The sequence below is a fragment of the Sphingomonas sp. IW22 genome (assembly GCF_041321155.1).
Lineage (GTDB): Bacteria > Pseudomonadota > Alphaproteobacteria > Sphingomonadales > Sphingomonadaceae > Sphingomonas.
This window is the reverse complement of record NZ_JBGGWB010000009.1, coordinates 34,543-47,328: the sequence shown is the minus strand read 5'-3', so window position 1 is coordinate 47,328 and position 12,786 is coordinate 34,543. Positions and strand designations below refer to the sequence as shown.

Genomic DNA, 12,786 nt, shown 5'->3' with positions numbered 1-12,786 from the left:
ACTGATTCACCGCAACGCGCAAGCGCGCGTTTCGCTCCGGCAATGACCGGATTTTCGGGCAGGATCAGCGCGGAAGCAATCCGCAACACGTCTTTGCATCCCAACCGCCCTTAAGCCGTTACACTGGCGTCCGCGATTTCTCAGCAGCACGCCAAACAGGGGGCCTGATGGCCGATACCGAAACCAACCCCACCACCCAGCCTGCCGCGCTGCCGCCCGGCGGCGAGTCGACCCGGCCATGGCACCATCCGTGGAAGGCGTGGCGATCGATTCTGGGCCGGGTCTGGACGATGACCGGCTATCACAACCTGTCGCTGATGGCGGCGGGCGTGGCCTTTTACGCCTTCCTGTCCTTTGTGCCGCTGCTGGGCGCGATCGTCATGAGCTATGGCCTGTTCGCCGATCCGCAGGCAGTCGTCGTGCATATGGAGACGATTTTCGAACTGGTGCCCGCCGACGCCGCGCGGCTGATCTCGGACCAGTTGATCTCGATCGTCACGACCGCGTCGGACAAGGCCGGGCTGGGCCTGATCATCGCGCTCGTCCTGTCGATCTATGGCGCGATGCGGGCATCCAGCGCGATCATCCAGGCGCTGAACGTGATTTACGAGGAGGAGGAAGGCCGCAATTTCATCGTCACCACGCTATTGTCGGCGATGCTGACGATCGGCGCGATCGTGGCGGCGATCACGGGCCTGCTTTCCGCCGTGGCGCTGGGTTATCTGCGGTTCCTGACCGACCTGCTGGGGCCGGCGGGCGTCGCGACGATGCAGGTACTGACCTGGATCGTCGCGGGTGCCATCGCCAGCGCGGCCTTTGCCTTCATCTATCGTTATGGTCCCGATCGCGCGCCAGCACGTTGGCGCTGGCTGAGCATCGGTTCGGTTGCGGCGACCGTCCTGTGGCTGTTGGCGACGGTGGGTTTCGGCATTTATGCGGCAAATTTCGCCAATTACAACGCGACCTATGGCGCGCTGGGTGCGGTCGTCGTGTTGCTGATGTGGCTGTTCGTATCCAGCTATGCCGTGTTGATCGGCGCCGAACTGAACGCAGAGGCAGAGCGCCAGACCCTGATCGACACCACCACCGGCCCGCCGCAACCAATGGGGGAGCGCGGCGCGCGCATGGCTGACACCCTTCCCAGCAAGCGCCAGCAAAAACCTCGGCGCGGCCATTATTGAGCCGCGACCGGCGCCCTATTCACCCAGCGCCGCCAGCCGCTTGCGTTCCTCATCGGGGATCAGCCCCTCCAGCACGGCCCAGAAACCGCCCACCGCCCCCTGCCCCGCGCTTTGATAAGCAGCGGACAGGCGCTCGCGCAGGCTTTCGAACAGGCTCGCTTCCAGCGAAGCGCCGTCCGGCGTCAGCCGCAACAGTCGCTGGCGCCGGTCCCGGTCGCCGGGCCGCATTTCCACCAACCCCCGCTCGGTCAGGTCGTTCAGCACGCGACCCAGCGACTGTTTGGTGATCGCCAGCAACCCCAGCAACTGGCTGACGGTAAGCCCCGGCTGGCGCGCGATGAAATAAAGTGCGCGGTGATGCGCCCGGCCCAATCCCTGCTGTGCCAGCCCCTCATCAATGGCGCGGGTCAGATGGCTGTAACCGAAATAGAGCAATTCGACGCCCTTCCTTATCTCCGCTTCCCGCAGGAAAAGGGGCGATGCCGGGCGATAGGGTTCGGGCGTCGTTGGGCCAGCCATGTTGACCTGTTCTGCCAGCGCTCCTAGCGTCCCGCAAGCCGCCGGGCCACGCGCCCGCCGCCCTTCAGCCATGGACCCAACACGATGACCCTGACGCTTGCCGATACGCCGACCTTCCCGCTTGAGCGCCACGCAAGCCCGGTCGATGCAACGACGCGCGCAGATATCCTGGAAAATCCGGGCTTTGGGCGCGTGTTCACCGATCACATGGCGATTGCGCGCTGGAACGTGGAAAAGGGCTGGCACGATCTGGCCATCCAGCCGCGCGCGCCGCTGCAAATGGACCCCGCCTGTGCCGTGCTGCACTATGCCCAGGAAATTTTCGAAGGGCTGAAGGCATATAGTACCGATGACGGCGGCGTCACGCTGTTCCGCGCCGATGCCAATGCCCGCCGTTTCCGCGCCTCTGCCCAGCGGATGGCGATGGCCGAGTTGCCTGACGCGCTGTTCCTCGAATCGATTCGCGCATTGGTCGCCGCCGATCGGGACTGGATTCCGGGGATCGAGGGCGGCTCGCTGTATCTGCGCCCGTTCATGATTGCGAGCGAGGTGTTTTTGGGCGTAAAGCCGTCCGCCGAATATCTCTACATGGTCATCGCATCGCCCGTCGGCGCCTATTTCAAGGGCGGCGCGCCGTCGATCACCGTCTGGATCTCCGACGACTATACGCGTGCAGCCCCCGGCGGCACCGGCGCGGCCAAATGTGGCGGCAATTACGCCGCCAGCCTTCAGGCGCAGTCGGAAGCGATCCGCGAGGGTTGCGACCAGGTGGTGTTCCTCGACGCGGTCGAACGCGCTCAGGTCGAGGAACTGGGCGGCATGAACACGTTTTTCGTGTTCGATGACGGTTCGATCCAGACTCCGCCGCTGACCGGCACCATCCTGCCCGGCATCACCCGCGACTCGGTGCTGACGCTGGCGCGCGACGCCGGTTTGTCCGTCCGTGAAGCTCCCTATTCCATCGACCAGTGGGAAGCCGACGCGAACAGCGGCCGTCTGCGCGAAAGCTTCGCCTGCGGCACCGCCGCAGTCGTCACCCCCATCGGCCGGGTGCGCGGCCGCACCCGCGACTTCCGCATCGGCAATGGCGGCCCCGGCGAATTGACCAGCCGTTTGCGCGACCAACTGGTCGCCATTCAGAAGGGCCAGGCGCCCGATCCGCACAATTGGGTCGAACGCATTCTCTGAACCCTCTTTTCACGCGGCAATCTGTGGGTATAAGCGCCGCCTTCACCCACGGGTGCTGCTGGGGCGTCGCCAAGCGGTAAGGCAACGGTTTTTGGTACCGTCATGCGGAGGTTCGAATCCTCCCGCCCCAGCCAGTTTTCATCCGGGTGATCAGGTCCGCTAGAACGTGAACGTCATGCTGGCATAGGCATAGCTGGTATCCCCTGTTGCCGGCGCGTTGGGGGCGTTGCGCAGAAACGGCCCCTTGCGCACATAGGCGTATCCAACGTCTAGCAACGCGATATCGGGCACCACCTTGTAGCGCAGCTGAGCCTCGAACTGCTCCCCAGCATCGTGCCCGGACCGGCCTTCGGCATCGCGGACGTTGGTCGTACCGAAACTGTCGGTCGCGCTGTCGAGCCGAAGCAGCCGCACATTACCCATCAGGTCGAGCCGAGTGGTCGGTTTCGACTCGATCCGAATACCCGGTGACACAAGGTTCGAGCGGGAAACGGGCCCAAGCAGCCCCGACGGCCCGAATTCAAAACGGCGCCCGCCGTAAAGCGTATCGAACCGGTTGCGATCATCGCCACGACGATTGCCGGTGTAGTAATCGAAAAAGGCAGCCACCCGCGGTTTCCATCGCCCTGCCCAGCCATGACCCAGTTCGCCGTGAATGCCATAGGCCGGTACGGACCGATCCTGGGTGTCGGCAGCGGAACGGCTGGCGCGCACGGTGCCATATTGCGCCGTCGCCTCGACCTCGAAATCGAGGCCCTGCGCGGGCTTGCGTTTCAAGCGAAAACCCGGCGTGAACAGGTGGCGGTTCGTGGTGTCGAACCCCGGCGCATCCCGTTCGACCAGACCATAGGCATAGGTTTCTAGCAACAGCACGTCGCCAACCGGCACGGCATTGAACATGCCGAACAGTTGCAGGTCGCTCGTTTCGCGATCCCATTGCGAACGGTTGTCGAGGATCGACGCCGCATCGCTGGGCATTCGAACATTGGGCATCGTCCAGAATGCAACAAAGCGCCGACCGCCCGCCGCCGTGCGTTCCAGTCGAAGGCCGGTATATGCGTTGGTCGAATTCCGGAATGCCTGCCGCGACACCAGCCGCGATGATCCCAGCGTCATCGTCATGCGCCCGACTGTAACCCGCGTCTCGCTACCCTCGCCAAGCGCATCGCCAAGGTCGACACCCATATAATATTGGGCGAACTCCAGCGTGTTGACCACGCCGGTATCTGCCGATGAGTCATCGTTCTGAACATAACCGCGCGCGTCGTAAAATTCGGCGCCGATACGGATCGGACCGGTATCGTATTCCGCAAACAGGGTCGTGCGCAGCGACAATAGCTGGTCGGCCCTGGCCCTATCCGGGCGAAACTGACCGTCCAGCGACTCCATGCGCAGCCGGACGCTGCCCGAAAGATGAAAGTTGTCGGGCGAGCCGATGGACGTGTGAAGGGCGCCGTCCTGTGTTACCTGCGCCGCCGCCGGTGCCGCGCCGAACAGACCGGCGAGGAGTAGGAGCTGCTTCACCTGGCGGCTACAAATGCCCGGCGCTGGTTTCCCAACACCGGATCGCCGATGATTGCGTGTCGCGCCGCACCGCGATCAAGCATTTCTGTTTTCGGCAACTCACGCGTTCTCATGTCGCTACCATCATCAAAGGTGTAGAGGTCGAACGCTTCCCGCCGCTGCTGACCCGCATCGCCGGGTGTCGGTGCGATCTCTGTTGCGTCGGTTTCGCGAAACCGCGATGCAACCCGTTAATCGTGGTCGCCATGACATGAGCCGTCGAGGCCGTCCGCACCCAACGCGGCCACAAAAAACCTAGCTTGCAATCCGCCGTGACCGCATAAACCGCGACGGGTACAAGCCCCGGATCCTGTGCTCGGGCCAGCGTTGACAGATAGGGCGGCAACGCACCGGCTGTAATTTACGGCACAGGCCGCGCATGGGCGACATGACGGCGCTTTACGGCACCATCGCGAAACCGTTAGGTGTCCGCATTGCAAGGGGTGCACGACAGGAACCGGGTGAGCAAAATCGTTCGCAACGCGCGCGGCGCGACCATCATTGATGTGGCGGCGCATGCCGGTGTTTCCCCGATGACAGTCTCCCGCGTCATCAACGGACGCGAAGGCGTCCGGCCCGAAACCCGTGCGCTTGTCCAACGTGCGATCGACGCGCTGGCCTACACCCCCAATGTCGCCGCGCGCAGCCTGGTCACGTCGGGCGAGTTGCGGATCGGCGTCATCTATTCCAATCCCAGCGCCGCTTTCATGAGCGAGTTCCTGACCGGCGTGTTTGAGGAAGCGTCGACACTGGGTGCGCGGCTGATCCTGTTGAAGGGGGAAGGCGGCAGGCCCCCCTCGCTCGACGCGCTTAGGGAAATGTTGGCGTCGGGCGTGTCGGGCGTCATCCTGACACCGCCCTTGGGCGAATCCCCCGTGGTGCTGGGCGTGCTGCGCGAAGCAGGGTGCGCAATGGCGGCTGTCGGCGGCTATCAGGTGGATGGCGCAATCTGTGTGCGGATCGACGACCGACTGGCCGCGTATGAAGCGACCCGGCATTTGCTGGACCTGGGCCATCGGCGGCTGGGTTTCGTGCTGGGCAACCCCGATCAGGCCGCCAGCGCCGAGCGGATGGCAGGATTTTATGCGGCCGTACGTGAGACGCCCGATGTCGATGTGCGTGTGGCGCAGGGCGATTTCAGCTATGCATCCGGGCTGAACGCGGGCGAACAACTGCTGGAAGGCCCCTCACCCCCCACCGCGATCTTTGCCAGCAACGACGACATGGCCGCCGCCGTGGTGTCGGTCGCGCATCGTCGCCATCTGGACGTGCCGGGCGCGCTGTCGGTAGTCGGGTTCGACGATACGACGGCCGCCGTGACATTGTGGCCGCCACTAACCACCGTGCGCCAACCCGTTGACAAGCTCGCGGCCGAAGCGCTGGCGGTGCTGGCGGCGAATGTCGCGGGACAGCGCCGCCCCGCCAGCGACCGCATTCTGGGGCACGCTTTGGTCAGGCGCGAGTCCGCCGCCCAGGCAAATCCGGCGGCGGCATAACGGGCCGCTTTAGCGGGCGTCGCGCCCCTCATATCGGAACCACGCAAAGTCGGCGGGCGTGGCCCGGCCCGACATGTCCTGACACGCCATGCCCACGAACGTGCCCGTAAAATTGGGCAGGCCGGGCAGCGTCGCTTCGTCTGAAAGGATGGTGGCGTCCAGCGCCGGACCCGCGGCTTGCCATTCCTCGACACCTGCGGGCCGCCAGTAAAAGCGCAGCGCTTCGCCCGCGACATCGACGCGCATCTCGATCGGGCCATCGGGCAGCGCGTCGAGTACCGACAGCGTGGTGCCGCCCGCGCCATCTTCCGGCGATGCAGTCATCAGCTGGAGCTGGCGAACGCCCTGAGCCGCGCTGATGTGCAGATAATGGAATTTGGTGCTGTTATAATAGCAGACCAGCCCTGCCGACGCCTGGAAGTCACGGGGCGCAAAGTCGACGCTGGTCGTGGCGACATAGCTGAAATCGACCTGCCGCCGCGCCACCAGCGCCTGCTCGAACTGGCTGCCAATCGTCTCCCGGCCGAAAAGGCGCAGATGGCCCGGTCGCTCGCTCAGGCTGAAGATGCGGTCACTATCGGGCGTGCGTAGCCACTGAAACTCGGGCGGCAGTGTCGCGACATCGAAACGGCCGTCCCAGTCGGCATCCGGCCATGGCGCGGGCGGCAGATCGGGTGCAGTGGGTGCGGGGTCCGGCTCCGCATCGCCAGACAGCGTCCGCAGCCAGCCATCCTCGCCCCAGCGCAGCGGCTGGATCGAGGTTTCGCGACCCATCACGCACCGCTCTCGACCGGGGAGCGGGCGACCGCACAGATAGACGATCCACGGGCTGCCATCGGCCAGTTCGACAATATCGCCATGCGCCGTCCGCGTCAGCGCACCTTCGCGGCGCCCATTTGCTGTCAGGATCGCACCGTCGGGATGCACTTCATATGGGCCGAACAGGTTGCGCGAACGCGCCATGACGGCGGCGTGGTTCCACCCGGTGCCCCCTTCCGCCACCAGCAGGTGATACCAGCCGTCGCGCTTGAACAGATGCGGCCCCTCGGTAAAGCCGCGGTCGGTCCCTTCGAAGATCATGCGCGGCTCACCCACCATCTTCATGGCGGCGCGGTCGAATTCCTGGATGACGATGCCGGCGAATCGCGTGCGGCCGGGCCGGTGGCTCCACAGCATGTTGATCAGCCAACTGCGCCCGTCATCGTCGTGGAACAGCGCCGGGTCGAACCCGCTGCTGTTCAGATGGACGGCATCGGACCAGTCGCCGTCGATCGTGTCGCAGGTCACCACATAATTGTGGAAATCGCGCAGCGACACACCCGACGCGCCGTCGACCGTGGTGGTCCCGTAACGCTTCACATCGGTGAAGATCAGCCAGAACCGCCCATCGGCATAGCTCAGGTCGGGCGCCCACACCCCGCAGGAATCGGGGTCGCCGCGCATGTCCAGCTGCCCCGCGCGCATCAGCGGGCGGGCGACAAGGCGCCAGTTCACCAGATCCCGGCTGTGGTGGATCTGCACGCCGGGATACCATTCGAAGGTTGACGTCGCGATGTAGAAATCATCGCCGACGCGCACGATCGAGGGGTCGGGATTGAAGCCCCGAAGGATTGGGTTCGCGATGTGGGTCATGCGGGTTTGCGTACCAGGGTCCAGAGGATTGCGGCGCCGATCAGGTCGAGAACGCCTAGAAGAACGAAAAACGGCTCATATCCGACATCGTCGACCATCTGCCCCAGCACCAGGGAGAAGATCAGCACGCCCAGATTGCCGGCAAGACCGGCCATGCCGGCAGCGGTCGCCACCTCGTTCCGGCGGAACAGGTCGGATGCCATGGTGATGACGGTGACCGACAACGTCTGGTGCGCGAAACCGCCCAGGCACAACAGGCCGATGGCGACATAAGGGTTGGTGACGACACCGACAAAAGCCATGCCCGTCATCATCGCCGCGCCCAGCGTGAACGCCCATCGCCGCGCGTCGATCAGCGCGATGTTTCGCCGTTGCAGAAAGGCGACGACAGCCGGTCCGAACAGGCAGCCAAGATCAGCGGCCAGAAAGGGCAGCCACGCGAACAGAGCCAGTTGCGTCAGGTCGAATCCGCGCTCCCGCGCCAGATACAGCGGCATCCAGAAGGACAGCATCCCCCAGACGGGATCGGCCAGCATCCGCGGCAAAGCGATGCCCCACAGGTCGCGGCGGCGGATCAGCGCCAGGATCGAAGGCTTGGCGTCCAGCGCCGCCAGCCGCGCCTCCTGCCCGGTCAGGATATAATCGCGCTCCTCGGTGCTGAGCGCGGGGTGCTGTTGGGGCGTGCGATACCAGATGAACCAGATCAGCGCCCAGACCACGCCGATGCCGCCCGCGACGATGAACGCCAGCCGCCAGCTTTGCGTCATCACCGCCCATGCCACCAGCGGCGGTGCGAACACCGCGCCGAACGACGCCCCGATATTATAGATGCCGCCGGCGACCCCGCGTTCGCGCGCCGGAAACCATTCGGCGACCAATTTCTGCCCGGCGGGCTGTGCCGACCCTTCGGCCAGGCCCAATATGCCGCGCAGGGCCGCAAAGCCCATCCAGCCGCTGGCAAAGGCGTGGGCCATGGTGATCAACGACCATGTCGCGACAAAGGCCGCGAATCCGATGCGCAGCCCGATGCCGTCGAGCAGATAACCGGCAAGCGGTTGAAACATCACGCCGATCTGGAACGCGCCGGTAATCCAGCCATATTGTTCGCTGGTGATCGCCTGCTCGGTCAGGATGACGGGTGCCGCCACCCCCAGGACTGATCGCGCGAGATAATTGATGATCATCGCGCCAACAAACAGGCCGATGATCGTCCACCTCAGGCTGGGTATCCCTCTGATCCGCAATGATCGCGCTCCGTTAACGTGAACATTCTGGGCGCAATATCGTCCGGGGACGTTTTGCGGCAGGCGCTCGAACCAATCGACGTACACCTAAGACCTAGCCCTAATGTAGGAGTATTGACAACCTCCCCGGTTCGGGCAAAATTCCGATGATAGCGTTACCGTAATGCAGGTTCGGCTTGGGTAGCAAGTATGCGACATCTTTTGGCCAGCCAGCGCAGAGATGCTGTTGAATAAAAAAGAAAAAAATATGGCGTGGGGAGCGATGCGAAATGGATGACAGCGAGCGACAACGCGTTTTCGTTAACATCCTATCTGATATTATCGTTGACGCGGATGCCTGCATGGCCGCAGAAATGGCCGAACATGGCGCGTGGCAGAATCAGTTCAAAAAAGAACCACGGCCATAATTGAGCGGTCCGAGGCGGCAAATGTCGGCAAGGCCCGTTCCAACAAACGTCACCGCATAAAAAAGCGGGTCATTATTCAGGGAGAGTGATATGTTTTCAGATCGTTACCGGTTGTTGAATGGTGCGTCCTGGCGCCGAGGCGCATCCAGCATCATCGCGCTGTCGATGTGCGCGCTGTCGGCTCCGGCGCTGGCTCAGCAGCCCGAACAGGCGCCCCCGCCGGGTGCCCCTCAAGGCGCCCTACCCCCGTCGGAAGACACGAACACAACCCGCGACAGTGTGCAGGATATCGTCGTCACCGGTTCGCGCATCACCGCCAGCGGCTTTAACGCCCCTACGCCGACAACCGTGATCGGTGAGGAACAGATTGCCGCGAACGCGCAGCCCAACATCTTCACCACGGTCGCCCAGCTTCCCTCGCTTCAGGGATCGAGCGGCACGCAGGTCAACACCTTCAGCACCTCCAGCGGCGCACAGGGGCTCAGCTCCTTCTCGCTGCGCGGCGTGGGCGCGATCCGCACGCTGACGCTGCTCGACGGTCAGCGCGTCGTCGGCGCGAACGTGTCGGGCGTGCCGGACGTCAGCCTGTTTCCGCAGCTGCTGGTGAAGCGCGTCGATATCGTGAACGGCGGCGCTTCGGCTTCCTATGGTTCGGACGCGGTCGGCGGTGTGGTCAACTTCATCACCGACACTCGCTTTGAAGGGCTGAAGGGCAACGTCCAGGGCAGCATCACCGATTACGCCGATGACGAATCGGTTCTGGTCCAGCTGGCCGGCGGCAAGAGCTTCCTGAACGACACGCTGCACCTGGTCGTCAGCACGGAATATGGCAACGAAGCGGGCGTCGGCCCCGGTCCGTTCGGCATCGGCCTGGCGGGTGGGCGCGACTGGTTCACTCAGCGCACGCTGGTCAACCGCAATATCCGCGACGATGGCAATCCGCAGCTGGTGCTTCGCGACTTTGCTCAGTCGATCGGCTTCACCAAATATGGTCTGATCACGGCCGGTCCGCTGCAGGGCATCGCCTTTGACGAAGCGGGCAATCCGTTCCAGTTCCAATATGGTTCGAACGGCGTGCCCGCCCGCAATGCTGCTGGCAACGTCATCGGCTGCGACTTCGGCTTCTGTCAGGGCGGCGACGTTTCGGGCAACGTCGATTCGGGCCGTTCGCTCAAGTCGAGTATCGAACGCCTGAACGCGTATACCCGGTTGGGTTATGATTTCGCGCCGAATAACGAAATCTACGGCACCGTGACCATCGGTCAGGTCAAGACGGGCAATCAGCCGATCAACGGCCAGAACCGCCCGAACCTGACTATTCAGTGCGAAAACCCCTTCCTGCCCCAGATTGTGCGCAACCAGTGCGCTGCAGCGGGCATCACCAGCTTCCGTTATGGCACCAGCAACGCGGCGCTGGGCAACACCCAGGTCGCCACCGACCGGCGCCTGTATCGCTTCGCTGCGGGCGCCAAGGGTCGCGTGCCGGTGTTCGGTGACGACTGGAACTACGACATCTTCTATCAGCACGGCACAACCCGTCAGGAAATCGACGTCACCAACATCCTGCTTTCGCGCCGTTTCGATCGCGCAATCGACGCGATCAGCCTGAACGGCCAGATCGTTTGCCGCGACCCGGTCGCACGGGCGGCGGGTTGCCAGCCGCTGAACATCATCGGCGGCAATCCATCTGAAGCGGCCCTGCGCTATGTGCAGCCGGGCAGCGGCCCGTATCAGCGCACGCGCCAGACGCAGGACGTGGTCAGTCTGAACTTCTCCGGGCAGCCGGTTGACCTGTGGGCCGGTCCGTTATCGGTCGCATTCGGCGCGGAGTTCCGTCACGAATTCTACCGCGTGGAAGCAGATCCTTATGGCGCGGGTGGCGCGAACACGCCGTTCAACTCGGCCTATCCGAACGATCCGGTACTGCTGCAGGATGGCGTGAACTGGTACGCCGGCAACTATCGCAACGGCAATGGCGCCTACAGCGTCAAGGAAGCGTTCTTCGAAGCCGATCTGCCGATCGTCAACTCGGATGCCCTGGGTCGAGCGAACATCAACGGCGCTGCACGCGTCACCGATTATTCGACGTCGGGGACAGTGTGGACCTGGAAGATTGGCGGCACGTGGGAAACACCGCTCGACGGCGTTCGCCTGCGTGGTGTCACCTCGCGCGATATCCGTGCGCCAAACCTGTCGGAACTGTTCGCCGCTCCCGTCACGACGACGCTGCCGAACTTCTTCGACCCGTTCAACAATCGCAACGTGCTGGCGCTGCAATATACGGTTGGCAACCCGGCACTGACGCCGGAAATCGCCCGCAACAGCACGGCCGGTATCGCGCTTTCGAATCCGTCGTGGCTGCCCGGACTGAGCGTGTCGTTTGACTGGTACAAGATCGAGATCGACGACGTCATCGGCAGCTTGGGGGCAGGCGACATCGTCAATTACTGCTTCCAGAACATCCTTCCCGAGACCTGCAATTCGTTCAATCTCGAGAATCCGAACGGTCCCAACTTCATCAACGTCCAGTCGTTCAATTTCGCGTCGATCGAGACCGAAGGCTTTGACATTGAAGCAAGCTATCAGTGGCGCAATCCGCTGGGTCTGCCGGGTAACTTCGTCGTTCGCGCACTGGCAACGCACATTGCGAAGTATGTGAGCGACAACGGTTTGCCCAACACGATTTCCAGCGACTCCGCGGGTCAGAATTTCGGCGCTACGCCAGACTGGAAATGGCTGGCGACGCAATCCTACTCGAACGACCGATTCTCGTTCCTGATCCAGGAGCGCTGGTTCAGCGAGGGCGTCATCAACAACAACTACATTGAATGCGAACCGGGCACCTGCCCTGTTCCGGGTCCGAATTACCAGACGATCAGCCCGGAAGACAATTTCGTCCCCGGCGCGTTCTATATGGACATTGGCGGGACGTATAACCTGACCGAGGAAGTCACCGCCTATTTCAAGGTCGACAATCTCTTCGACCGTGATCCGGCGCGGTCGCCTTTCTTCTCGAACCCGGCTCTGTACGACATGCTGGGTCGGACGTACCGCGCGGGCGTGCGCTTCAACTTCTGATCCTCCCGCCGAAAGGCATGTGGGCGGTCGCGTGTGACGCGGCCGCCCTTTTTTTTGCGCCAGAGTGCCACCTGAGCGCGGGCTAGCAGGTCTCGCTAGCTGCACCGGCGCCAGTGCGCGAGCGGCTGTAGCGGCTGTCAAAGGGCAGAAATAGAGCAAGCCCCCGCAGCCAAGTCTTGCAACGGCCGCGATCAAACCCGGATATCGAAAGGGGGTTCAGCCGTCAGCTACCGGGCTGGCCGAACGTGTCATCGGAACGGGAAGGATGGTGGAGCCGAGGGGGGAAGAAGCCGCCCTACCGGAACCACCTGTTTTCAATCCCTTAGCCCACTGCTCCAACACCTTGTGTAACAGGTTTTGTGTATCACTCAAGGCCTCAACGAGGGCGAGATACTCGGCTACCGCCGCTTTCCGTTGAGCCTCAAGTTCCTGAAATCGCTTCATGCGCCGGTCGTGGCAGAAAGCTGCGGGGCTATGC

The 12,786-nt window shown here is 63.3% G+C and carries 9 protein-coding genes and 1 tRNA gene; 5 read left to right on the top strand and 5 right to left on the bottom strand.

Going from position 1 to position 12,786, the window contains the following annotated elements; translation table 11 throughout:
• Window positions 1–167 precede the first annotated feature (167 nt).
• Entirely contained in the window at window positions 168–1,181 is a 1,014-nt protein-coding gene (locus ACAX61_RS18265) for a YihY/virulence factor BrkB family protein (protein WP_370716088.1), read from the top strand.
• Between the two features lie 15 nt (window positions 1,182–1,196).
• On the opposite strand, the gene ACAX61_RS18260 is transcribed toward ACAX61_RS18265, so the two are convergent.
• Window positions 1,197–1,700 (bottom strand): MarR family winged helix-turn-helix transcriptional regulator, encoded by a 504-nt coding sequence (locus ACAX61_RS18260; protein ID WP_370716087.1) that lies wholly within the window; start codon window positions 1,698–1,700, stop codon window positions 1,197–1,199.
• 84 nt (window positions 1,701–1,784) lie between these two features.
• Between ACAX61_RS18260 and ACAX61_RS18255 the strand changes: the two genes are divergently transcribed.
• Together ACAX61_RS18255 and ACAX61_RS18250 are read left to right on the top strand one after the other, a co-directional pair.
• The gene (locus ACAX61_RS18255; RefSeq protein WP_370716086.1) at window positions 1,785–2,888 is read left to right on the top strand and encodes a branched-chain amino acid aminotransferase; all 1,104 of its coding nucleotides are present in this window, start codon (window positions 1,785–1,787) and stop codon (window positions 2,886–2,888) included.
• Window positions 2,889–2,947: 59 nt separating this feature from the next.
• A tRNA-Gln gene (locus ACAX61_RS18250) sits at window positions 2,948–3,022 on the top strand.
• A 25-nt stretch (window positions 3,023–3,047) separates the two neighbouring features.
• On the opposite strand, the gene ACAX61_RS18245 is transcribed toward ACAX61_RS18250, so the two are convergent.
• Entirely contained in the window at window positions 3,048–4,412 is a 1,365-nt protein-coding gene (locus ACAX61_RS18245) for an alginate export family protein (protein ID WP_370716085.1), read from the bottom strand.
• Window positions 4,413–4,912: 500 nt separating this feature from the next.
• Between ACAX61_RS18245 and ACAX61_RS18240 the strand changes: the two genes are divergently transcribed.
• The gene (locus tag ACAX61_RS18240) at window positions 4,913–5,947 is read left to right on the top strand and encodes a LacI family DNA-binding transcriptional regulator (RefSeq protein WP_370716084.1); all 1,035 of its coding nucleotides are present in this window, start codon (window positions 4,913–4,915) and stop codon (window positions 5,945–5,947) included.
• Between the two features lie 9 nt (window positions 5,948–5,956).
• Here ACAX61_RS18240 and ACAX61_RS18235 read toward each other — a convergent pair whose 3' ends face one another.
• Both ACAX61_RS18235 and ACAX61_RS18230 read right to left on the bottom strand, forming a co-directional pair.
• Window positions 5,957–7,579: a glycoside hydrolase family 43 protein gene (locus tag ACAX61_RS18235; protein WP_370716083.1), complete on the bottom strand. Its 1,623-nt coding sequence runs from the start codon at window positions 7,577–7,579 to the stop codon at window positions 5,957–5,959.
• Window positions 7,576–8,763 carry an MFS transporter gene (locus ACAX61_RS18230; RefSeq protein ID WP_370716082.1) on the bottom strand — a complete coding sequence of 396 codons (1,188 nt, stop codon included), beginning with the start codon at window positions 8,761–8,763 and terminating at the stop codon, window positions 7,576–7,578. The genes ACAX61_RS18235 and ACAX61_RS18230 overlap by 4 nt, the downstream gene beginning before the upstream one ends.
• A 557-nt stretch (window positions 8,764–9,320) precedes the next feature.
• On the opposite strand from ACAX61_RS18230, the gene ACAX61_RS18225 reads away from it, so the two are divergent.
• Entirely contained in the window at window positions 9,321–12,308 is a 2,988-nt protein-coding gene (locus ACAX61_RS18225; protein WP_370716081.1) for a TonB-dependent receptor plug domain-containing protein, read from the top strand.
• A 216-nt stretch (window positions 12,309–12,524) separates the two neighbouring features.
• Here the strand turns inward: ACAX61_RS18225 and ACAX61_RS18220 are convergent, their stop codons facing one another.
• Window positions 12,525–12,752, bottom strand: coding sequence for a hypothetical protein (locus tag ACAX61_RS18220; RefSeq protein WP_370716080.1), 228 nt, complete (start codon window positions 12,750–12,752; stop codon window positions 12,525–12,527).
• Window positions 12,753–12,786: the final 34 nt, after the last annotated feature.

Excerpts from the sequence above, each read along its gene's own strand:
- ACAX61_RS18225 (WP_370716081.1), top strand. The coding sequence starts at position 9,321 with ATGTTTTCAGATCGTTACCGGTTGTTGAATGGTGCGTCCTGGCGCCGA.
- ACAX61_RS18235 (WP_370716083.1), bottom strand. The coding sequence starts at position 7,579 with ATGACCCACATCGCGAACCCAATCCTTCGGGGCTTCAATCCCGACCCC.
- ACAX61_RS18230 (WP_370716082.1), bottom strand. The coding sequence starts at position 8,763 with ATGATCATCAATTATCTCGCGCGATCAGTCCTGGGGGTGGCGGCACCC.
- ACAX61_RS18260 (WP_370716087.1), bottom strand. The coding sequence starts at position 1,700 with ATGGCTGGCCCAACGACGCCCGAACCCTATCGCCCGGCATCGCCCCTT.
- ACAX61_RS18265 (WP_370716088.1), top strand. The coding sequence starts at position 168 with ATGGCCGATACCGAAACCAACCCCACCACCCAGCCTGCCGCGCTGCCG.
- ACAX61_RS18220 (WP_370716080.1), bottom strand. The coding sequence starts at position 12,752 with ATGAAGCGATTTCAGGAACTTGAGGCTCAACGGAAAGCGGCGGTAGCC.
- ACAX61_RS18255 (WP_370716086.1), top strand. The coding sequence starts at position 1,785 with ATGACCCTGACGCTTGCCGATACGCCGACCTTCCCGCTTGAGCGCCAC.